At 50.7% G+C, this 23,483-nt stretch carries 15 protein-coding genes, 1 pseudogene and 2 riboswitches; of the genes and pseudogenes, 2 read left to right on the forward strand and 14 right to left on the reverse strand.

Annotated elements, in window-relative coordinates; translation table 11 throughout:
- Window positions 1–31: 31 nt before the first annotated feature.
- The 14 genes from cobM to DW039_RS14975 all read right to left on the reverse strand — a co-directional run bounded on the left by cobM (window position 32) and on the right by DW039_RS14975 (window position 20,653).
- Window positions 32–1,885, reverse strand: a complete 1,854-nt coding sequence (cobM, locus tag DW039_RS14910) for a precorrin-4 C(11)-methyltransferase (protein ID WP_055288415.1) — start codon at window positions 1,883–1,885, stop codon at window positions 32–34.
- 11 nt (window positions 1,886–1,896) lie between these two features.
- Window positions 1,897–3,162 (reverse strand): precorrin-6y C5,15-methyltransferase (decarboxylating) subunit CbiE, encoded by a 1,266-nt coding sequence (cbiE, locus tag DW039_RS14915; protein ID WP_120129048.1) that lies wholly within the window; start codon window positions 3,160–3,162, stop codon window positions 1,897–1,899.
- A 99-nt stretch (window positions 3,163–3,261) separates the two neighbouring features.
- Window positions 3,262–4,671 carry a precorrin-3B C(17)-methyltransferase gene (gene cobJ / locus DW039_RS14920; protein WP_120382097.1) on the reverse strand — a complete coding sequence of 470 codons (1,410 nt, stop codon included), beginning with the start codon at window positions 4,669–4,671 and terminating at the stop codon, window positions 3,262–3,264.
- A 99-nt stretch (window positions 4,672–4,770) separates the two neighbouring features.
- Window positions 4,771–5,670, reverse strand: a complete 900-nt coding sequence (locus tag DW039_RS14925; protein WP_005829381.1) for an AraC family transcriptional regulator — start codon at window positions 5,668–5,670, stop codon at window positions 4,771–4,773.
- Window positions 5,671–5,879: 209 nt separating this feature from the next.
- On the reverse strand, window positions 5,880–6,704 hold the full coding sequence (locus tag DW039_RS14930; RefSeq protein WP_057087706.1) for a sirohydrochlorin cobaltochelatase: 825 nt from the start codon (window positions 6,702–6,704) through the stop codon (window positions 5,880–5,882).
- 34 nt (window positions 6,705–6,738) lie between these two features.
- Window positions 6,739–8,808, reverse strand: coding sequence for a TonB-dependent siderophore receptor (locus tag DW039_RS14935; protein WP_207810803.1), 2,070 nt, complete (start codon window positions 8,806–8,808; stop codon window positions 6,739–6,741).
- 115 nt (window positions 8,809–8,923) lie between these two features.
- Window positions 8,924–9,256 (reverse strand): DUF2149 domain-containing protein, encoded by a 333-nt coding sequence (locus DW039_RS14940; protein ID WP_005836672.1) that lies wholly within the window; start codon window positions 9,254–9,256, stop codon window positions 8,924–8,926.
- A gap of 21 nt (window positions 9,257–9,277) precedes the next feature.
- Window positions 9,278–9,883: a MotA/TolQ/ExbB proton channel family protein gene (locus DW039_RS14945; protein ID WP_117959028.1), complete on the reverse strand. Its 606-nt coding sequence runs from the start codon at window positions 9,881–9,883 to the stop codon at window positions 9,278–9,280.
- Between the two features lie 33 nt (window positions 9,884–9,916).
- Window positions 9,917–10,474: a hypothetical protein gene (locus DW039_RS14950; RefSeq protein ID WP_117990912.1), complete on the reverse strand. Its 558-nt coding sequence runs from the start codon at window positions 10,472–10,474 to the stop codon at window positions 9,917–9,919.
- Between the two features lie 16 nt (window positions 10,475–10,490).
- Window positions 10,491–14,402 carry a cobaltochelatase subunit CobN gene (locus DW039_RS14955; protein WP_120382092.1) on the reverse strand — a complete coding sequence of 1,304 codons (3,912 nt, stop codon included), beginning with the start codon at window positions 14,400–14,402 and terminating at the stop codon, window positions 10,491–10,493.
- Between the two features lie 15 nt (window positions 14,403–14,417).
- The gene (locus DW039_RS14960; RefSeq protein ID WP_005836677.1) at window positions 14,418–15,932 is read right to left on the reverse strand and encodes a PepSY domain-containing protein; all 1,515 of its coding nucleotides are present in this window, start codon (window positions 15,930–15,932) and stop codon (window positions 14,418–14,420) included.
- A gap of 69 nt (window positions 15,933–16,001) precedes the next feature.
- Window positions 16,002–16,949: a sirohydrochlorin cobaltochelatase gene (locus tag DW039_RS14965; protein ID WP_117681281.1), complete on the reverse strand. Its 948-nt coding sequence runs from the start codon at window positions 16,947–16,949 to the stop codon at window positions 16,002–16,004.
- Between the two features lie 17 nt (window positions 16,950–16,966).
- Window positions 16,967–18,271: a hypothetical protein gene (locus tag DW039_RS14970; protein WP_117599539.1), complete on the reverse strand. Its 1,305-nt coding sequence runs from the start codon at window positions 18,269–18,271 to the stop codon at window positions 16,967–16,969.
- A gap of 21 nt (window positions 18,272–18,292) precedes the next feature.
- The gene (locus tag DW039_RS14975) at window positions 18,293–20,653 is read right to left on the reverse strand and encodes a TonB-dependent receptor (RefSeq protein WP_120382093.1); all 2,361 of its coding nucleotides are present in this window, start codon (window positions 20,651–20,653) and stop codon (window positions 18,293–18,295) included.
- Between the two features lie 123 nt (window positions 20,654–20,776).
- A riboswitch (cobalamin riboswitch) is annotated at window positions 20,777–20,985 on the reverse strand.
- 42 nt (window positions 20,986–21,027) lie between these two features.
- A riboswitch (cobalamin riboswitch) is annotated at window positions 21,028–21,233 on the forward strand.
- A 134-nt stretch (window positions 21,234–21,367) separates the two neighbouring features.
- Between DW039_RS14975 and accC the strand changes: the two are divergent.
- Window positions 21,368–22,879: pseudogene (gene accC, locus DW039_RS14980) on the forward strand (acetyl-CoA carboxylase biotin carboxylase subunit).
- Window positions 22,880–22,924: 45 nt separating this feature from the next.
- Window positions 22,925–23,440 carry a biotin/lipoyl-containing protein gene (locus DW039_RS14985; RefSeq protein WP_005836686.1) on the forward strand — a complete coding sequence of 172 codons (516 nt, stop codon included), beginning with the start codon at window positions 22,925–22,927 and terminating at the stop codon, window positions 23,438–23,440.
- Window positions 23,441–23,483: the final 43 nt, after the last annotated feature.

A 23,483-nucleotide genomic window follows, 5' to 3' on the forward strand; every position in this document is an offset into this window, starting at 1 on the left:
TTTGAATGTTTATGGGTGATTAATCGTTGATTTATTTCCGGTACAGATGCTTGAACTCGTGTGCATAGAGCCGTGACAGACCTTCACGGTTGCCGATGGCTTCGCCTACGACAATCATGGTTGTCAAGGTGAGGTTATTTTCCTTCACTATTCTGGCAAGGTCTTTGAGTTCCCCCCTGAATATTTGTTCGTCTTTCCATGTCAAGTGGTAGCAGACAGCTACGGGGGTAGTTTCCGGATATTCCTGCAACAGTTCTTCCTGCACCTGCTCCGCAATGCTTGCACTGAGGAAGATGCACATGGTACTTTGTGAGCGTGCCATGAGATGTAGCTTTTCGCGTTCGGGCATGGGCGTACGTCCTTCGCCGCGTGTTAGGATGATGCTTTGCACTTTTTCCGGAATGGTGAACTGCGACTTCAAGGCAGCTGCCGCCGCCTGGAAGGAGGATATGCCGGGGGTGATGTGGTAGCTCATGCCGTGCTGGTCAAAGTAGTTCATCTGTTCCTGAATGGCACCATAGATACATGGGTCACCCGTATGCAGGCGTACGATGAATTTTCCCTTGTCATAGAACTTCTTCATCACTTCAAATTGTTCTTCCAAATCCATGGAAGCGGAGCTGAGTACGGTAGCACCGGCCTTGGCACAGAGAGTCAGCTCCTTGGGAACGAGGCTGCCGGCATACAGAATGAGGTCGGCGCGTTCCAGCATTTGGCGTCCGCGTACGGAAACCAGGTCCGGGTCGCCCGGGCCGGCACCCACTATTTCGATGTGGCCCTGGCGCACAGTTCTTATGTCGAGGGCGGCGGCCACGGTATAGTTCTCTCCTTTCTTCTTGGGCACCAGCAGCCGGGAGTTGTTTGCACTCAGCAAGGCGGCGGCTTCGCTGACGCTGGGGGTGCCCATGTGCTTCATGACGGTTTTGCTGGGATGGGGCACCTCTATCTCTGCCAGTTCCTCGGCTGTATAGAAGTAGACCGGGAACTTCTTTTGGAGCGCTTTCACTACCGGTTCGTCACTTTTGGCTTTAATCGTGGAGATGGAGGCGATGCTTTGGGGCATGATGCCGTATTCCTTCAGTGTGTTCATAATCTCTTTCTCCACTTTCCGCACGGGACCTGCCAGCCGGGCAAGGCCGATGCCGAGGTGTACGACACAGGGCACGTAGCATATCATAGGCATTTCCGGGAAGTTGGGGACTTGGGGAGATACGCACAGAATCAGTTTGAAGCGTGAAGGTTTAATGTCCTGCACCCGGTAGAATACTTCTACATGAGGCGGCAGGTGCGCCTCCATCCAGTCCGTGCCTTCATTGCGCACCGTGAGCAGCAGGGCGGTGGGCTTGCCGGAAACGAAGAGGCTGATATGCTCGTTCATGCATACTCTTTTTTTCTCTTCGGGCGTCTTGGCAAGTTCTGCCAACAGGAGGGTGGAGGGCTCGGCGTTGATGACCGGAAACCACCCGAAACGTTGGGGCAGGGTATCGAGTCCCCATAGACCGGTGCAGTCGCTTTGCGTGGTGACTACCGGTTCGGCCCCGAGGATATTCGCTACCTGGTGGGTCAGTTCGTTGGCTCCTCCGATGTGTCCGGAAAGTACGGAGATGGCAAATTTACCGGTACTGTCCACGCAAACCACGGCAGGGTCGGTATATTTGTTCTTCACGCAAGGAGCGATGGTGCGGACACAGATTCCCATGGCGCCAATGAAGACAAAGGCATCATAGCGGTTGAAGTTTTCCGCTGTGAATTTGCCGGCGGATTCTATATGTGTGCATCCCTCTTCGTGCCTGAGGGTGAAGATTTCGGAGTCGGGAAGTTCGTTGAGCAGTGATTGGGCTATGCTCAAACCGGCTTCGGAGATTAGAATAATAGCTGTTTTCATAATGGGTATGTTTAAGAAAGCGTGGCTTTCATAATTTCAATGGGGTTATATTCGTTCAAGGCGATATGGGTGGAAGGGTGGAGCACCATTCCGTTCCGCTCGATTCCTCGGCAGAACGCCTCCTTGCTTTCTGCCGATACGGAGTTGAAGACGATGCAGCCTTCGGGGTGCAGCACTTGTTTCACTTTCTCTATCATTTCCTCCAGATGTCCGCCGTGTCCACCGATGAAGACGGCATCGGGGCGGGCAAAGGGAGTGAGGTCGGTGTGCAGGAAATCTCCGGTTACCGCCGTAATGCCCGGTGCGCCGAAGCGGCGGGAGTTGGTGTCCATCAGCTCTTTTCCTTCGGGGCGTATCTCGAAGGAGATGACGGCGAGATGAGGAAATTGCAGGCGGGCTTCGATGGAGACGGAACCGGTACAGAAACCGATGTCCCAGAAGACGCGGCGGCGGTTCAGTTCCAATGCCTGCAGGGTGAGCAGGCGGATGGGAGCCTTGGTTATCATGCGGGCGCGTCCGTCAAGATGTGCAAACTCTTCATCGGGGATGCCGAAGGGACGGACTGGAAAGTCTGGGGCTTCGCTACCGTGCAGGGAGTTTGTGCGGCATTGTCCGAGATGGCTGTCCAGCAGCAGGCAGTTGGGATGTTCGAAGTCACCGGAAACCGCTTCCTGGGGTGTCATCCGGCGTATGCGTTCCTTTTCGGGATTGCCGAGATGTTCGCCGATGTATAGCGTGTAATGGGAGTACCCGTATTTCAGCATGCGGGCGGCAATGGTGACCGGGGTATGTTCGCGGTCGGTGAGGATGCCTATTTTGGGTGCACGCTCTATGAGGGCACGGTCGAACTCCTGCCACGGGCGTCCTGTCAGGGAGACGGTGCGCATGTCGTCATACGGCATGACGAGGCGGTGTGCCAATGTCTGCAAGGAATTGAAAGCGGGATAGAGCAGAATGTCTGCCTCGGGAAGCTTACGCTTTATGGTATTGGCAAAACCGAAGAATAACGGGTCGCCGGAAGCGAATACAATGATGGAGTCGTCCGTCGCCGTCTCTTCGAAGCGGGCAAATATTTCTTCATAACGGGAAAAGACGCGGTCCAGCGGTACGGTGATGGAAATCCATTCGGCTCCGGCAGGCAGCAGAGGACCGACAATCTCCTTATGCCGTATGCCACCGGAGAAGACCTTCCCCTTCCGTATCTGTGCCAGTGCTTCCGGTGGAAAGAAGGGGGAACGGTTGTCATCCATTCCTATGATTATAAATCTGTGTTTCATTCAATGAGTAATCTTATGAAAATATCAAGTAATGTAAGGGGGCATAACAAGTAATGTTATCGGTCGTAACAAGTAATGTTATGGAATGTCTCTTTTCACTTACACATCCCTGCCCGGGCGCAACTGCTCCGCATCGTTGTAGCACAACACGGAGTTCACCAGCGTGGCAGCCAGGTTGCTGCCTCCCTTACGTCCTTCTACGATAATCTTGGGTATTTCCGTAAAGGGTTTCACCATGTGTTTGGACTCCTGCACATGCACAAAGCCTACCGGTGCGACAACAATGCCCGCCGGATGTGCCTTGCCCTTACGTATCAGGTCGCAGAGTTCCATAAGTGCCGTAGGTGCATTGCCGAATACAAAGAATGCATCGGGATGCTCCTCCACAGCCAGGCGGATGCCTGCCTGGGTACGGGTAATGCCTTTCTCTGCAGCCATCGTCGCCGTACGCGGGTCGCCAAGGTAACATTTCACCTCTACGCCCAGCCGCTGCAAAGCTCCTTTGCGGATACCGCTGGCTGCCATCGTGACGTCTGTGACAATGGTCTTGATTCCGCCTTTCTCGATGGCTTGATACAAGGAAGCTACGGCACCTTCGTCCGTATGCAGCAGATACTCCATTTCAAAATCGGCGGTGGTATGTATGGCATGGAGTAAAGCCCATTTATGGTCGAGGGGAATATGTTTGTTCTTCAGTTCCTTTTCGATGGTACGGAAACTGCGAATCATGATGTCTTGCCCGATGCCCGTGGCTTCGGTATTCGTGTCCCGGTAATAGCCGCGCGGAGTGATGAAGGCTCCGTTCCATTCGTAGGACTGTGAGTTGCCTATCAATACGACTGTAAACATATCCACCTCTTCGGGATTGAAATCTCCCAGTGTGGTGATGTGTACCGCTTGTTCCGGGCGTCCTGCCTGGCGCACATATCCCACGGGCGTTTCCGGTGAGCGTCCTTCCTGCAGAAAGAGTTCTTTCAAGCGGTAAAGCTGCCAGTAGCGTCCTTCACTTTTGGGGTTGTAGACTGCCGTCACGAAGTCGGCGGCAGCGGCTGCGATGATACGCCTTTCAATACGCTCCCAGGGAGTCATCAGGTCTGAAAGGGAGATGACACAGAAGTCATGTCCTACGGGAGCTCCCAGCAGTGAGGCTGCCTTTTGGAAAGCGCTGATGCCTGGCAGCGAAACGATTTCCACGTCGCTGTTCCTTTCCCGCTTCATCTCGTAGATAAGCGGCGTCATACCATAGATGCCCGCATCCCCGGAGCTGATGACGCAGACCGTCTTTCCCTGCTCCGCCAGCTCGAAAGCCTGCTCGGCACGGGCGCGTTCACGCTTCATGCCGGTATCTATGCATGCTGTTGAGGGGTGGAGATAAGGGATTACAAATTGGAAATAATACTTATATCCCACCACTACATCTGATTCTTGCAAAGCGGAAATTACGGCGGGAGTCATATCCGATTCATTGCCCGGTCCGATGCCGGCAACAATTATTTTGGGGTGTTTCATATCCATATGTTCTATTGGCATACAAAGATAGAACTTATATTTGATGAAACCGAAAAAACTCTGTGCTAATCCGCGTAATCTGTGGTGAAACTTTATTGTCTAAACCTGCAAGTGCCGGTATTCGCTCGGAGTATAGCCTACGTTTTTCTTGAATACTCGGTTGAAGTGCTGCGAATACTGGTATCCCAGCTCATAGGCAATCTGGCTGACTGTCTTCCCGCTTCCTATAATCATTTCTTTGGCCAGGTCGATGATTTTGTTCTGGATATATTCCTGCGCCGTCTTTCCGGTTTCCTTCTTCACCAAATCTCCGAAATAGTTGGAGGAGAGGAACACTTTGTCTGCGAAGTATTTCACGGAAGGCAGTCCTTCGGTCTGCGGTTTGTCGCTTTGGAAATAGTCGTCTATCAGTGCTTCAAATTTCATCAGGATGTCTTTGTTGGCTGCCGAGCGGGTGATGAACTGGCGTTCGTAGAAACGCATGCAGTAGTCCAGCAGCAGTTCGATGTTGCGTGCAATCAGACCCTTGCTGTGCTTGTCGATGGGGCGTTGGATTTCCATCTTAATCTTCTTCAGACAGTCGAGGAAGATTTCTTTCTCGTCTTCGGACAAATGCAGTGCCTCGGTAGAGGAATAGGAAAAGAAGGAATACTGCTTTATTCCCTGTCCCAGCGAGGTGCCTTTTATCAAGTCGGGGTGGAACAGCAGGCCGGAGGCGCTGGGCTGCATACCTTCCAGCATGTTGACCTCGGTCACCTGGCCCGGGGCGAAGCTGGTTACCGTGCCTTCCTGGTAATCGTAAAACTGTTTTCCATAGCGTATATCTCCGCATTTGGTGTTTTTGAGGAAAAGGGCGTATACGCCATAGTTCAACGTGAAATGTCTGGGGTATCCGGTGGCTTCGGACAAGTCGACTACGCTGACCAGCGGGTGCAGGGTTTCGAGACCGAACATCTTGTTGTATTGGTCTACTGCATTGAGCTTGATTACTTCTTCCATAAACGTTCCTGTTAGTTTTGTACAAATGTAGAGAATAATCCGGAAAGTTCCATATCGCAGGAGGAGGAATCCGTAATATGGTTACAAATGTCCGTAATCTGTGTACATTGAAAAGAGTTACACCCTTTGTCCGAAATGGTGTAGCCATCCGGAGCAAAGGGTGTAGCCTTGGTATGTAAAAGGTGTAGCCCTTTTACGCTTGCTGGTTATCAATCTTTTAGCATAGCTTTGATGTGTTCCATATAGAGCTGGCGGATGGCTTTGTTTTCGCCCAGTCCCTGCATGCGTACATTCACTTGATAGCCTTGCTTTTCAAGTTCCGTCTTCCACACGCCGGCAATGTCTTCCTTGGTATGGTTGCCGCATACCAACAGCAACGGAACCAATGTCACGCTCTTGGGGCGTGTCTCTTTCAGTTGCAGCAGGGTTGCGTCCAGGGTAGGATATCCTTCAATGGTGCTGACGTGGAAGTTCTTCAGTCCATGGGCTTTCATCATGAAGTCGAGCATGGCGTAAGTAGCCGTGCTGGGTAGCTGGTTGCCGTGCCCCACATAGACAATGTCTTCTTTCTTTTCCGGCTGTTCGGCGGTCAGTATACCGATTACCTTCTCGCAGTCTTCGACGGAGTAGAGCAGGGGATTTCCCACTTTTATCTCCTTGAAGAAGGGACGGAGCTTGTCTGCATCCCTGCGGACGGAGGTCATCTCACTGCCTTCTATCAAGGTGGTGCTCTGGACGTAGATGGTCCGGTAGCCTTCGGCGCGAAGTTTCAGCAGTGCATCCGTAGGGCTGTCTTTGTACACACCCTCCTTGGCAAGTCTTTTTCGTACAATCGGCGAGATGTATGCTTCGCGCACTGTAAACTGCGGAAAGGCTTCTTGTGCCTCACGGGTCACGACGTCGAGCGTCAAGGCACGTGTCTGAGGGTCCGAACTGCCATAATGGGTGATGAGCAGAGCCGCCTTCTCCTCTTGTTGTGCGGAGGAGAAGAGGCTGATGCCGAGTAAATAGAGAGTGATGAAAAAATGTTTCATAATTGTTGTTGTTTCTAAATGCGTTATGGAGAGATTATTTTAGTCTGAGTGCCAGGCTGATTACTACCGAACGTCCCGGAGAATACAAGGCGAAGTTCTTGTTCAGCGGGCGGTTGTCTTTCTTGTTGAAGATATTGTCTATGCCGATGCCCGGTTCGATGACAAAGTTGCGGAAGCCGTCGAAGGTATGGCGGGTATTGAGGTTCCAGATGCCGTAACCCGGAGCATTGCCGTCTGCGTCACCCGGATAATAGACTTTGCTTTGCAGACGACCGTTCAGGTTGAGGTTCAAGGTATAGTCGCTCCAGCTGTGTGTATAGTTTCCGGTGATGGTGGCTGTATGGCGTATGCTGCGCTCGATGTTTTGCCATTCGCCTCCTTCGTTCAGACCGCGTCCATAGGCGTAGGTATAGTTTCCGGCCAGGGTGAAGCCCGGGAACAGATTGCCGTTCAAGTTCACTTCAAAGCCTTTGACGGTAGCTTTCTCGAAGTTGAAGTAGTTCTTGACACTTAGGTTTTTTGTGGATGAAAGGTCACCGATTTCGGGGAACTCTTCACGCAACTGGTTCTGCTCTGCTTCCGGTAGGTCATCGAATTTAGTGGATTTGGAAGTTACCATGTTCTTTACATAGTTCAGGTAACCGGTGACAGAAGCACTGAAACGGTTGGTACGGTATTCCATGTTGATGGAGTAATAGTTGCTGTGTTCGGGGTCGAGGTTCTCGTCACCCAATGAGATGGTGGCTCGTGTACCCATTGTCTTCTTGAACATGTGGTAGTAGAGCTCGTCAATTCCCGGAGCGCGGAATCCGGCAGCATAGGTGGCACGTACATTGAAGTTGCCTATGTTGTACATGGCTGCCACTTTGGGGGTGAAGCGTCCGCCCGTCTGTTCGTGATGGTCGTAGCGTACACCCACAACACCGGTCAGATGGTTCCATAGCTTCACTTCATGCTGGCCGTAGGCTGATGTCGTATAGACACTTTTGTCCAAATCGGAGTCGGGACGGCGGAGCACTTCACGGCGATAGTCCACACCGAACACCGTAGTGCTGTTGGTTGTAAAACCGAAGATACCTTTCAACTCGGCATCATGGAATTTCTGAAGCTTGGTAAGCGCATACTGTCCGGGCAGGTATCCGCTGTTTTCTATCAGGTATTTGTAGCGTGATGCGTAATTGTTTCCTGAATAGTCGAACTGGATAACGTTGCGTTTACTCAGTTTGTATTTGGCGCCTGCCCCCCAGTTGTAACCTTCGTAGGCAGTGTTGTACTTGCTTCCGCCGGTGATGTCTTCGCGTTCTACCGGACGTTCGAGTCCGCGGTTATAGTATCCGCCGTTGGCATAGAAGGAAAGCTGGTCCGTAGCATCATAGGTAAACTTCTGCGAAAAGTTATTCGAGCTGTAGCCCAGGGAGAGCGGGGCAATCGTTTCAATGATGTCTTCTCCATCTTCTGTCAGACGGCTGTTTTGCCAACCGTCGGAGTGGTCGTATTTATAGGAAGTATAGGACCCTATTTTTCCTTGGGCGATGTCCAGATTCAAGCCTTGGGAGAATTGATTCTTTCTCGTATAGCTGCTATTGCTGCTGAAGGCTACCACATCTTTAGGCTCGTTGGTAATGATATTGATTACACCGCCGATGGCATCCGAACCATAAAGGGAAGAAGCGGCTCCGTTCAGTACCTCGATGCGTTTGACGCGGGTCATGTCTATTTGGTTGAGGTCGATGTTACCGGTGATGTCTCCCGTGACCTTGCGTCCGTTTACCAATATCAGCACGTGCTTGTTGGAGAGTCCGTTCATCATCAGATAGGACCCCATTGCGTTCGGACGGAAGGAGAGCGAGGGTACCATCATGGTCAAGGCCTGCTGGAAGTCGGTGATACCGGCACGCTTTATCTCGTTGGCAGTGATAACCGATACCGGAGACGGAGTGTTCTTCAGTCGCTGATGTGTACCCGTACCCGTTACTACGACCGGGTTCAACTCGTGAGTTTTCTTGGTCATATCGTCGCTGTCACCTTTTTCTGCTTGTGCATAGGCACCGGTGGCGATGATTCCTCCCATAAGGAGAGCTGTGAGAAGTCTTTGCTTTATCATATATTGTTTTATTTTATATAACGCTGCAAATGTACATACCATTATCGGAGGGTGAAATACTTAATAGTTGTTATACTGCGATGGCCAAATAGCTATTAATAGGTACTGTATTCCCTTATTCCGGCACATAGATAATCTCTCCATTTTCAAGCTGATAGGCAACTCCCACTTTCTTTCCTCTTTTACCGGAGGTCTTTGGGTCTTCGCTGGGAGTGTATTTCTTGATTTCCTGCCCTTCTTTGGTAATGATTTCCATATTTTCCTTTCCGGGATTCTTCACCATGGTGAAGTCTTCTTTAGAAAACATCTCCGTCATATTGAAGCGGGAGACGAGAGCCACCATCAAGGCTACGGCAAAGACCATCGCTACGTCAAAAAGATTGGCTACCGTACCCATGGGGTCGGAGTCCGAATCGCTGTGCAGTAATCTGTTTCTCTTACTCTTCATAGTTTTCGTATCGTTAGTCCGTTATTCCTTTTCGGCCGTTTGGCGGCTTATCACTTTGTACAGATATTCCAAGTCGTTCATTTCGCGGGCATACCAGCGTTGTTTCACTTGCAGGGTAATGACGCCGACAGCAGCAATGACCAGCCCTACCACTGTAGTGGCAAAAGCCACCTGCATATTGTAGGCCATGGAGGAGATGTCTCCTTGTGCCAGCCCCACCAGCGCGGGACCCATCGGGATGAGGGTACCCATCAGTCCCAACATAGGACCCAGCTTGATGAAAGTACGCGAACGTCCCAACTCCTTCTCGGCTTCCACTTCATAATTGGCAAGCAGGTGTTCGCAGTAGGCGTCGTCATCCCGGTGTGCGGACAATTTGGACATGCTGCGGAGGAGAGGGGAGTTGCCTGCCGATGGGAGTTGCTGCAGCAGTCCGTCTATATTCTCTGGGGTAATGTTCTCCAGTGTTTCAGTGAATTGCTTCTGTAATTTCATCCGCTGGTAGAACTCGCCGAAGAAACCTCCCGCAAGGATAATGGCACGTAGAAAGAATAGCAGCAGCAGGACTACGACGGGAACCAGCAGCCCGTTTGAAATCCAGAACAGTGTGTTTGAGATTGTTTCCATATATCTTTTTAGTTTTTAATTCTTTAATTTATTTCAATAGCCCGTGGCAATGATGCTCAATATAACAATGAAAATATTAACAATGAACAGTACTTCCAAGCGCAGTGGTTTATCACCGATAGCATGCCGCAGCAGAAGGCTCCCAGCACAAACTGCAAGGAAAGTAACGCCGGCTGCTATCCATGAGAGACTGCCGAAATCTATTCCGGGAAAAGTGAAAAGCAGCAGTGCCAGGACATAGCATATTACTCCGCCTATCAGTATGCCGGGGTATAACTTCAGGAAGAGGGTGACCGCTTGTTTGAAGGCCGTGTTGCGGGTACGCATTTCTGCGAAACAGTCGAAACAGAAAGTTATCATTACGGCGGCTTCCAGAGTGACACATACCGACAAGTTCAACATCTGTGGACGGGAGGCAAAGAAAGCTGCCACCACGGTCTTGGACTGTTCCGTCATCCATGGAGTCACCAGCCACGCAAAAAAGGCACAGCCTGCGGCAACCGTCCACATTCCCCAGCGTGGATAGAACCCCACCTTTAATAGAAAATTGAGGGCGATGAATAGGGCTAACAGATGAATGGCGTATTCCATAATACTCTGTTTCTATTTATTCTTTTTTTCTTTTCTTCAACAGTACGACCAGTCCGATGAAGGTGATGACGACAAGACTGCCTGCAATCACTCCGTTCACCCTGTTCTTACGTACCGTTTGTTCGGAAGTCAGTTTGTGTTCTTTCAGTACGACATCCTTGCCATCGGTTGCGGATGCTTCGTGTACCTCCTTCATGTTCTGGGTATAGGTCTGCTTCTCGCTATTATCCAACTGGTCGGCAACGAACGACTGTAGCTTGTCATTGTCGCAAACGAATTCGGTACAAGCGGCACCTTTTTCGCGTGTGATTTGTGCATGCAGGGAAGCAGTGGTTTTCAGTTGCTCATCAGATGCTTTCCAGTAACCTTTGCGGGCGCTTTCCAGCATGACGGCTGTCATAGCCTGGAATGCGGCGGGATTGACGCGGAGGAAGTACTCGTGAATGCCCAGCTTATTCTCATCCTTTATATACATTCTATACAAGTCATTGAACAGTTCTTTGTCCATGGCCGACGGACGCATGACGTGCCAGCCGAAGATGTTGCGGAAGATTTCGCCGAACATCTGCGCCGAACCTTCCCCGCCTTTCATCCGCTCTTGTATAAAGGTAGGGTTCAAGATGGTGGAACGTGTCTCTACGGCAATGGCCTCTTTGGCATCCTGCATGCGGCGGTTGGTCCGGTTGCGGTAGTCTGCCATATAGGCATCCGGTTCCTTGCCGGTCACGGTTTTGACGGTGAGCGAGAGTCCACCCGTAAATTCATATACATGATCCAGGGAGATGGGCCCCCATGTGTTACTTTGACGGGGCTGGATGACAACATCCGTTTCGGACAGTGCCGAGGCAAACAAACCTTCCTGGACGTCTCCCCAATTTCCGTCGTCCCCATAAGAGGCACCCATATTGTTGAGGTATCCTTCGGCTATCTCCTTTTCGCTTTCCCACGAGCCGCTGTGCTCGGTATAGGCCATCATACCGGTACTGTATCCGCTGTTGATCGGTCCGAATACACGCATCACAGACATTTCACGGGCACGTTTGGGGGAAGCCCCTTTTTCTACCAGTAATTTTTCCTGCAACAGTGTACCCGATGCCACATAGTTGGGATAGGTCTCATCTCCGGCTTCCGATGCCAGACGTATAGCATCGGTCAGTAACTTCAAGCGGGAACCGGCTATGTCGCGTAGCTGTCCGGACACTTGTACCAGCACATTGATGCGCGGACGCCCCAGTTCTTCACTGGGCACCAGTTTCAGGTCAACCACTCTGCCTTGGGCGTCGCGTACGGGTTCTACTCCCAGCATCCAGAATACCTGGGCCAGCGTAGCTCCTTCCGTATTGATGAATTCGCCTGCCCAGAAGGTATAGCTTACTTTCCGGGGATATTCGCCGTGCTTGCTGATGTACTGTTTTAAAGTCGCTTCTGCCAATCGCTTTCCATCTTCCCAAGCCCTTGGGTTGGGAGTATTCTCGGCGTTGATGCTGTACATGTTGCGTCCGGTGGGCAGAACGTTCGGGTTCAGTACGGGGTCACCTCCCGGCGCAGGGAATACGGTTCCTCCGCTGAGTGCACGCACCATGGCATTCTGTTCGTTGACGGGGGAGGCAAGCAACTGTTCGCGATAGAGTAGGGCGGGGCGAAGCTCCGGTGCTACAGATGCAGTATCCTTGGGTGGATTCTGGAGTAAGGCGGTCAGTCTTTTCCTGGCGGCAGGCAAGTAGTGGTGGGCTATATAGGTGAAGTCTTGCAACTGCTCTGTGGTGATTTTGCCTTTATCGCGGTCCTTGCGGGCCGTTTCGTATGCCAGCGGGTCGGCAGCGACGGCGAGAGTGGTGGTCAGCAGGTCGCGGTCAGAATAAGGCTCGTTCATGGTGTAGTACGCACCCAGTATCTTTTCGTTGGCTATCTCTTCGGTGAAGGCATCCAGACGTTCCAACTCCTCGGCTGTATAGGGTTCGCCGGATATGGAATCCAGATTGAGGTCGCGGTGCAGCCCCAGGCGCATGGCCTCTTTTTTGATGTTCATTCCCAGAGCCCGGTGTTTGGCAGTCCCTTCGTCCAGCACTTTGTGAATATCTTCCAGCAAGGCCGAATAGCGTTGGCGCATACCGCTCTCCACGTAGGGCGGAGTGAGATGGGTGACCAGTACGGCATGTGTCCGGCGTTTGGCAATGATACCCTCGCCTACGTTTCCGGTGGTATAGAAATAGAAGTGGGGGAGGTTACCAATCAGTACATCCGACCAGTCGGCCTGCGACTGTGCCACATTCTTTCCGGGCGTGTATTCCAAGTTGCCGTGGGTGCCGAAGTGAATCACTGCATCTGCCTTGAATCCTTTTTGCATATACAGATAAGGAGCCAGGTAGCTGTGGGGCGGCGCTACCGGCATTCCATGCACCAGTTTGAACTCATCATCTCCCAATGCCGGGCGGGGCTGGGGGAAGAGTAGGATATTGCCGAATTGCAAGCAGGCAATGGCAATACTGTCCTCTGTTACCAGCAGATTGCCGGGCGCATCTCCATATCTGTCTGTTACTTCCTGATATTTCTCGGGAAGGAGTACTTCGTGTGCCCATTGTTCGTATTGCTCGGTAGAAAGCCATATCGGGTGTGCCGTTTTCAAAAACTGTTCTTGTGCTCCTTTGGCATACGAACCCATGACGGCACCGTCACGATGTATCCGCTTGCCGAACTCCTCTACAGTAGCAGGCAGTCCACTGACGTCGTACCCTTCCGAACGCAGGCGTTTCAAGAAGTTATAGAGTGAAGGAATCACTTCCATACCGCTTGCCAGCAGGGCGTCTTTTCCCGGAGTCTTGAAGTAACAGATAGCAACGCGCTTTTCTTTGTTGGACATGTCTCTCAAGGACATGTACTTGGTAATATGGTCCACTACGGCATCTATCCGTTCATTTTCAGCGGTGTACAGATAGTATCCGTGTTTGTTTTCGTTTTGGGTAGCGATGCAGAGGGGTAGCATGCCTCCATCTATCTCAGGCACCACTACACGGGCGGTCAGTGTGCCACCGCTGACGGGGGTATCCGGGTCCAGCCATTCCTCGTGGGGCTGAATCAGCGGGAAGGGCATGAATAAAGGAATGTTTTCCTGGTGCAGCCAGTTGATGAGTGAGTCATTGCCCAGCCGTCCCATAGGCAGGTAGACTACTGCATCGGGATGGAGGGTACGTATCATATCGGCACGCGGTTGACCTCCGGCTGTGAAAGGATAGACATTGAAGCCTGCTTGTGTCAAGCACGTGATGAGGGAATCTACGTGGGCACGGTTTCCTTCCATCGGAAAGTTGAGTCCGGAAATCAGGGCAAGGTTGCGTCCGTCCTCATGGTAGAGATTTTTTTCTTTCAGATAGGCGGTCACCTCTTGCGGAGTACTGAAGTAGCGGCCGTATTCGCGGTGGTAGAACATGTTCTCCAGCAATGGGATGGGAGGCTCGTAATCCTGGTGTCCCCACCGGTGGGGAGTGGCGATGTGGCGCAGGTAGAGTAAGGCATTCCGGTAGTTGTGCTTGTTGCCGTTCTTGAGATACTCCCGTAGCGTATGCTGTTGTTCATTGGTAACATTGTGATTGAGGGAGAGGGTGAAATTTCGTAACGTATTCGTAAAGACTGGTACTCCGCTGGCACCCACCCGTTCCACTTCGGCAATCTGGCCGTCGTCAAGGTATAGCCCTCTGCTGTACATCACGATGGCATCATAGCCGGAAAGGTCCTTCACCTCTTCTTTTTTTATGCAGGTGACTTCTATCCGGGCGCAGTCATTGTTCAGGGCAATGTCGGCAGCTTGTGCCAGGGTTGCGTTGATAATAAGTATATGTGTAGGAGCAAGCCAGTACTGATAGGCCGCAAAGCTGCAGACAATCAATAGGGCTATGCTGCCGAGGAATATTCCAAGTCTTTTCTTATTCATACAAGTTTATTCTCGTTAATAGCGTTTTTGTCTTTTACAACATTTTCTTCTTATATAATTCACACTTAACGCCACACCCGTGATGCAAACGGCTGTACCTCCAAGCAGCAATACCCAAAGCACAGTCTTGCGCAGGGTGGCATTGGAGTTCAGACCGGGCAGACGCATGCGGTGCAGGGCTGTATAGCTCCAGTATTTCCAGCGGGAGGAGGTGTCTACATGGCGGATGATTCCCGTTTCCGGGTGAATGTAATAGACGCTCCGGTCCGGGTCGTCCACCGTTATCTTCCAGACGGGAAGCTGGGGTCGTCCGCGATACATATTGCTCATGTCGCGATAGTAGGTCTCGAAATGTTCGAGCCGGGAGATACGTATGCCGGGGATATGTTGTGAAGAATCACGCTGGGAGGTATAAATGCTTTCCACGCCTTTCAGGATTTCTTCTTCGGAGAGTTGTAACGGACGCGGCAGGCTGTCGGCGGCATCGATGTAATACTCGTTTTTTCTATCTTTTACGATGTAGTAGGGATGTTCGCGGAAGTTGCGCCACTCTATCTGCAAAGCTTGGGGATAGGCAGCTATGACACGGCGGTAGTCCAAGGGGTAATCCTCCGGTTGTGGGGCACGGGCATGGAGCGTGCGTGTGGCGCTGCCTTTCTTCAGTGCCGGTTTATGAATCCATTCGGGAATGTCTGCCAGAGACATCATGCCGCTGAAGGTGAAGGTCAGTACGAAGATGCCGAAAAAGATTCCGCTGACGTAGTGCCAGTGATACCATCTTTTTCGGTAGGGGGAGAACTTGGGATGGCGGCTTCGGTGCGTCTTACGCCATACATCCACAGTTACCCAAATGCCGGCAATGACCATGAGACAACCCAGAGCTGTGAGCCAGATGACGGTCTTAGTCCAAAGGACGGTGTCCTGCCGCAGCCAGGTGAAGTATACCCAGTGGGGAATGGCACCCAGCCATGCCCAGAAGCGTTCGCTTCTGTTGGAGAACTGCAAGGCCTCACCGTTTTGTGAACTCAGATAGAGCTGTGTCCCGGCATCGTCGGCAAAGTATATTTTATAAATGGGCATTTCCTTTTTCAGTTCAGCGAAGGGAATCCATTGGTCCAGAGAGTGGAGGGTGTCGATACGGGTAATGGGAGAAGAACACCACAAAGCTGCTGTCCGGTGCAGGTGTTCACTGTCCAGAGAGGGTCGTGAGATGGTGGAATCGGCAAGGAAATGAAGCGTGCCTTTTGTGGTACTAAAGCTGAACTCGGGGTGTCCGGCATTGAGGTTCAGTATCGTAGACCTGACCTTTACGCCACGGGGCAGGCGGGCTGTGACGGAGGAGATGTCCGGAAGTGAGTCTCCGGTTTGGGAGAGCATATCCAGCTTTTGCATTTTCTCTTTGGCGCTGACACGGGGAAAGCGGTGGTACATCATCACGAAGGCGGAGAGGAACCACATGAGAAATAGGATACAGAGCAAAGTGCCCAGTATCCTATGAATAGAGTACATCAGTTTGGTGATAACATTCATTGTCGTTCGCGTTTTTCCTGCAAAAGTACAAGATGATTCAAGAACACTAAATACCCACTAATGGGTATATTATTCTGTGTCTTTTCCGGCAGCATAGGCCGCCTTCTTCGTCATGATGTCCAGCATGCGGTGCTTCAGTCCGAAACGGATATGGTCAATGAATATTTCTTGAATTTCCGGAATTTGTCCCAGTCCTTCCAGTTGTGCACTGACGGTGAAGCCTTCTTTCTCGAGCATCTCCTTCCACTCTCCGGCAATGTCGTTTTTGGCATGGTCTCCGGCAACAAACATGAAGGGTATGAGGGTCACACGTTTGGCTTTCCCGGCTTTCAGTTGTGCCAGCATGGTGTCAAAGGTTGGATAACCTTCGATGGTGCCCACATGGAAATTGGTCAGTCCGCCTGCTTTCAGCATATAGTCCATCTGACTGTAGATGGCGGTACTGGGGGTATAGGTGCCGTGGCCCACAAGGACGAAGTGTTCTTTGGTAGCTTTCTTGCTTTGTGCCGGGGCGTTGTAGCGGTTCCCCAGAATACTTGCCACTTTCTCTGCATCTTCGATAGAGTAGAGCAGGGGAGTACCTACACGTATTTCCTTGAAGAAGGGTAGTGCGCTTTCCACATCCCGGCGGAGGGATTCCATTTCTACTCCGTCAATGATGTTGGTACTCTGTACGATGAGGTGTGTGTAACCTTCGCTGCGCAGTTTCAGCATGGCATCCAGTGGAGTCAGCTTCGTGATGCCGCGCTCTTTCAAGCGGCGGATGATGATGCGCGACGTATAGGCTTCTTGGAACTTCAACTCCGGGAAGGCGGCTTGTGCCTTGGCGTTGATGGCATCAATGGTAAGGGCACGGGTATCGTCATGCGTAGTGCCGAAGTGCACCATGAGCAGGGCGGCCTTGTCACCGGGTTTCATACTTGCAAGCATATCGCTGTGCTCGTAATTGCCTCCCCCGTGCGCATGGCAGAGGAGGAGGAAATTACAAAGGAATAAAAAGACAAACAAATTCTTCATAAATACTGATGCTTGTTTTAATCGTTCTCTATGACACGTATCATATCGAAGTAGAAGCGTCCGTCCACTTCGGCTCCTTTCTCTACATTACCGGTCTTGATGTCATAGATGTAGATAACGGCGTTGGCATCTTCTTCAGTGTTTACACCAATGTATGCTTTGTTGTTGAAGATGACAGAACGCTGTGAGAAGCGACCGCCGCTGTAACCGATTTCCTTGCCATCATAGCTTAAGCGTGTCTTGGTTCCGGTGGTAAGATCGAGGATGGCGTAGTAGTGAGAGTAAGCGTCGATGCCGGGTTGCTTATCTGCAGCGGGTCTATCGGCATTGTCATTACGTGCATACACTAAGGCTTTGTTCCCTTCCAGATATTGAACGGTCAGCAATTTGCCGTCGGCATTGGGATAGCCGTTGTAGGAAGCGTCGAATTCTGTTTCGCCTTTGTTGATACGTAGCAGGATGCCTTTGAAAAAAGCGTTATCTTCTTCGTGGAAACAAGCTAGGTAGAGATTGTCTGCTTCGTCGTACATTACGCAGTTTTGCATCAGTTCTCCGTAAGCGCTTCCTGCCATTTCGCATTCGATGGGAGAGAGCACATCTTTTTCTACTTCCATGGTAGAGGGGTTGATAATGGCTGTATGGAAGTTAGGCTCTTGCTGGTCTATATTCGTCAAACCGTCTGTCTCTTTCCAATAGTAGAAGTAGTACAATCTGTTGTCTGATTTGCGGTAGGTGAGGATACCGGAGCTTGTCAGTTTGAGCCAGTTGGTGGGGGCTGGTATGTTGAGTTCACCTTCAGCAAGGATAGTCAAGTCCTCTGCGTTCAGTTTCGTATAAAGAATCTTGTCCTTCTTACCATTGGTAGACATGATGACGAGTGTGTTGTCATCAATCCAGGCATGTGTGTAGGAACGTACCTTATAGCTGTTGGCCTTGAAAGGACGTTCTGCAATAACCTGAACTGCATTGTTCTTGATTTGATATTTTACGAAACGGTCGTTGGTTGCGGGTATTTGGTAGTAATATTTTCCTTTTGAGATAGTCTCCATGGAATAATCTCCCAGTTCCGAACCTTCTCTTTTCACAGTGATGACACCCTGCTCTGCGGCCAATGAGTTGACGCTATGGACAATAGTGGTATTCTTGCTACTCATCCCACCGTGTTTGTCTACGGTGACAAATAGGTCGAAGTGATAGTTATCCTCATTGACTTCCGGGTCCGGATTAGGATTAGGTTCCGGGTCATCATCGGAACACGCTGTGAATGACAGTGCCATCATGGCAGCCATAAAGGCAATCAGTGTAAATTTGAATTTTCTCATTTTGAATGAATTATTAAATGATTAGTTAATGAATAGTCTGAATTTAGCAAAAAAAGCACGTCCGGGCTTCTGCAGCTTGTAGTTGTCATAGGCTGTCTTGTCGAGGAAGTTGGTACACTCCAAAGCCAGATTATAGCGTCCGCGTCTCCATGAGTAAGTGATGTCGGCATTACAGATGTGCTGGGCGGGAATGCGTGCCTTGTTGTCATACGAGCCGTAAGCTTCCCAGGTCAAAAAGTACCAGTGCACCCACTGATAGGTACAACCCAGGCGCAGTCTGCTTTCGGGCAGGGCGATGTTGCGGAAGGTATAGTATGCTTCTACACTGCCAAAGAGCCAGGGACGGTTGGGCACACGGTTGTTGTAGGTGGCGGAGGGTTTTCCGTCGCCCTTGTACTTCTGCTGGTCGCGGGTGTCTTGGTAACTGACGTTGGTGGAGAGCTGCAGTCTGCCTTGCCAGTCGTAGCGTATTTCCCCTTCCACACCTTTCACGTGGACGGCAGGGACGTTGGTATATTGCATCGTGCCTTCTTTCTCGGCAATGCTGGTCTGAATGTAGTTGTTTACCTTGCGGAAAAATCCGCTCATCTCGTAATAGAATGTATGTCCATTGCCCGGGTGCCATGTGCCGAATAGAGAAGCATTGAAGTTGTTACTGTTTTCCGGTTTCAGTGCCACGTTGGCATAGATGGTGGTACCGTTTCCCAACAGCTCGCGGGCAATGGGTAGTCTCACACTATGTTCGTAGGATACTTTGATGGATAAAGGTTCTACGATGGTGTATCGAAGTCCAGCACCGTAGCCCAAGTAGTTCTTGGTGGTGGAACCTTGCACATCCTTCGAGCCGGTCACGCTGGATTGGTCGGTCTGCCGGATATTGGGATGGTTGATGTAGTCTTTTATGAAGAATACGTTTTCCATCTTGCCATCCAACAGAGACTGGTTGTAGGAGAGTCCCAGGATATGTTTGGTAACCACATCTTTTGACGGCTCGAAGCTGGTATCAAGGTCATCGAAGCGGTCGTTTCCGGTACGGCTCAAATGGTAGTTCAGATTAAAGCTGTGATGGGTATTCAGCTGATAGTCCAGGTTGGTGCGCATAATGGTGAGCGGACGCTTGTAGTGGCGCATGGATGGTTCTTTGCCCATAATCTCGTTGCGCTGGCTCACGATGTATCCTCCATCCCAATAGTACTTCCGATAGGCAGTGTCCACGGTCAAGGAATGGTCCCAGGTGTGGGAGAGGGAGGCATTCAGTTGCATGTTCTTCAGGATGAAGTTGTACTTCTGATAGCGGGCAGAGATGTTCCAGGAATCGGAATTCCTTTCTGCCATTCCGTATACTTTGTTTTGAACAGACCCCGTCTGCAGTTCCTTGTCTGTTTTTGAATAGGAGGCGGAAACAAAGAAAGCATCAGCCCAGGATTTGTTGACAAATCCGGCTTCCACCTGTGCCAGTAGAGAGAAGTAGCCGTCATGAAAACGCTTGGGATTGCCATATATGAAGTTGTCCCCGCTTTCGTCGCGCATCTGTACATTCTTCATTCTATAATCGTTTTTGGAGTAGTTGATGCCAACGGTGGGCCGGACTATTAGTCCGGTTTTCTTTTCTACGAACTGTGCATTCAAGTCTGCCTTGTGGGTATGGAAGGAGCCGATGCCGTAAGATACATCCAGATAATCCTTTTTTTCCTGCTTTGTAATGATATTGATGGCGCCGCCCAGTGCATCTGTTCCCAAGCTGGCAGGGACTACTCCTTTGTATATCTCAATCCGGTCTATGATGTTAATGGGTAAGTTGGCGAGGGAAACACCGCTTCCTTTGGTGTCCAGTGGCATTCCGTCCAAAAAGTAGCGGACTGAATTTCCAGACATTCCATTGATGGAGAGGTCGAAGTCCGAGCCAACTCCGCCTTCCTCTCTCACCTTAATGCCCGTTGTACGGTTCACCAGGTCGTTGAGGTTATTCAGTGAGTTTACTATCGGCTTGATGTCGAGTGCATTGACGGCAAAGGCTCCTTCCTTCACTTTCTGCGTTTGGGTCTTTCCGTAGACCTCGACAGAACTCAGTGTTACGGCACTTTCCTGCAATGTAAAGTTCTGTTTTTTATCCTGCCGGATGTCGAGGGATTGTTTCACGGTTTGGTAGCCCAGGAAGGAGACGACGAAGGTATGTTTACCCGGGGCGACTTGCAGTGAATACTTCCCCCGGTCATCCGTATAGGTGCCGGAGGTGGTGTTTTCCACAGCGATGGTGGCTTGGGCTATCGGTGTCCCGTGCTGGTCTATGACTTTTCCGGATAAGGTGACCTTATTCTGTGCCATACTACCTGCAGGAAGCAGGCAGATAAATGTAAATAGCAGTCCTGTGATGAATCTCATTTCAGTTCCTTATAAGCGTTCGTAACTTGCCCTCAAGGAAAAAAATGAACAAAGAGAAAGATTCCTTTATATGGATAAAGAATGCCTCGACTCAATGTTTTGTTGCTTTATTCCCCGAAAGCACTAAAACTATGTTGTCTTGGCAGGTCTTCTGACTTATCCCTCTTTGAATGCCTTCCCATCCGCCGGGCGGACAGTGGCTTGTAGAATATTCAAAGATTTTGGAAGGACTTACAGCAGCGGGTCTGTTCAGGATTTGCACCTGATTCCCTTTTTCATCACTCATCTCCAACAGAACCGGGAGAGGTGAAACCAAAACTGGGACAAAGATAACAAAAACTATTAGGTTTGCGAATACTCCTGATAATTTTTGTTATCTTTGTCCCAGTTTTGGTTCCGGATGCATGTTTCCATCATCTGGATTAAAAGGGAATCGGGTGTAAATCCCGGACAGTCCCGCTGCTGTGAAGCTCCGTTTATATCATGAAAAACACCCTTGCCACTGATATGCATTGAAATATCGGGAAGGCTTCAGGATTAGGAGTCAGTCAGAAGACCTGCCATTCATTAAAGGCTGCCTTTGCTCGTGGGTTAGGAAGACAGTACGAAGATATTAGTTGAACATTTAAACAAGAAATGGAATGCCTTTGTTAAAGGTATGTCCGCATTGTGGTGTGACTATATATATCCTTTATATATTAAAGAAAAAGTAAAATGATTAAGAAAGTATTGATTGCCAACAGAGGTGAGATTGCCTTGCGCGTCATGCGTTCGTGCCGGGAGATGGGACTGCTTACGGTTGCGGTCTTCTCCGAGGCCGACCGCACCTCTCATCATGTGGCATATGCCGATGAGGCTTATCCGATAGGACCGGCCGTGGCAAAAGAGAGTTATCTGAATATTGAAAAAGTGATTGCCACGGCAAAGCGATGCGGTGCCGATGCCATCCATCCGGGTTACGGCTTTTTGTCGGAGAACTCGGAGTTTGCACGCCGTTGCAAGGAGGAAGGGATTATCTTTATCGGTCCCGCCGCCGAGACGATGGAGGCGATGGGCGACAAGATAGCTGCCCGCAAGCGAATGATTGCGGCAGGCGTACCCGTGGTTCCCGGAACGGAACAACCTTTGCAGAGTGCCGAAGAAGCCGTGCGCATCTGCAACGAGATAGGTTATCCCGTGATGCTGAAGGCGTCTATGGGTGGCGGTGGTAAAGGTATGCGCCTTATCCATAACGAGAGCGAAGTGGTGGAAGCCTACAACACGGCACGCTCCGAGTCCATGTCCTCCTTTGGAGACGACACGGTCTATCTGGAAAAGTTCGTGGAAGAACCCCACCACATCGAGTTCCAGATATTGGGCGACAACCACGGCAACGTCATCCACCTCTTCGACCGCGAATGCTCCGTGTAGCGTCGCAATCAGAAGGTGGTAGAAGAAAGCCCGTCACCCTTCCTTACGCCGGAATTGCGCCGGGAGATGGGAGAGAAGGCGGTTGCCGCAGCCAAGGCAGTAAACTACTCCGGTGCAGGTACCATCGAGTTTCTGGTAGACAAGAACCGTCGGTTCTACTTCCTCGAAATGAATACGCGCTTGCAAGTAGAGCACCCCATCACGGAAGAAGTGGTAGGCGTGGACCTGGTGAAAGAGCAAATCCGCATTGCTAACGACGAGGTGCTGCACCTCAAGCAGGAGGAACTGTTCCAGCGCGGCCATGCTATAGAGTGCCGCATCTGTGCCGAAGATACGGAAAACAACTTCATGCCGTCTCCCGGTGTCATCAAGCAACTGACGGAGCCGAACGGAATCGGTGTGCGTATAGACAGCTATGTGTACGACGGCTATGAGATTCCCATCTACTACGACCCTATGATAGGTAAGCTCATCGTATGGGCAACCACCCGCCAGTATGCCATCGAGCGTATGCGCCGTGTGCTCTACGAGTACAAAATTACGGGCGTAAAGACCAACCTTGCCTATCTGAAGCGCATCATGCACGTGCCCGACTTTGTGAAGGGAGAGTACAACACCCTCTTTATCGAGAAGAACGCCCGCATGCTGGTACGCACCAACACTGCCAACGAAGAGTTGGAGAACATAGCCATGATAGCTGCCTATATGGACTATCTGGTTAATCTGGAGGAGAATGTTTCGGCACAGCTACCCGATGCCCGCCCCATCAGCCGTTGGAGGGAATTTGGCTTGCAGAAGGGAGTGCTCAGGATTTAAGGAATGGATAATTGATAATGGATAATTGATAATGGATAATTAATAATGGAAATACATATAGGAGACCGTATCGCAGACATTACCCTGGTGGGTAAGGAAGGGAATAAGGTACAACTTACCATTGACGGAAAGCCCTACGAAGTGGACATTGTGATGGCAGAGAACGGAAGTTGCTCCATCCTGCACAACGGAAACTCGTTCAACGCAGGCCTTGTGCGCGGCGAGGGCGGCAAGAGTTATGACATCAGCATGCTCCAGCGTTCCTTCCACGTAGACATTGTAGACACGCAAGCCAAGTATCTGCACATGAAGAAAGGAGCCGACGAGAAGCAGGGCGACAAGATTTTGGCTCCGATGCCGGGCAAGGTGGTAAGCATCCCCGTCAAGGTGGGCGACCGACTGGCTGCCGGCGACATTGCCGTGGTGCTGGAAGCCATGAAGATGCAGAGTAACTATAAGGTAAATGCCGACTGCATCGTCCGCAACATCCTCGTGAGCGAGGGCGAACCGGTAAATGCCAACCAAGTATTGATTGAATTGGAGTTGATAAAGGAGGAATAATCCCGAGTCGCATTCAGTCCGTATATTATAAATCACTAAATTG

The sequence above is a fragment of the Bacteroides sp. AF39-16AC genome, from assembly GCF_003602735.1.
Taxonomy (GTDB): Bacteria; Bacteroidota; Bacteroidia; order Bacteroidales; family Bacteroidaceae; genus Bacteroides; species Bacteroides uniformis.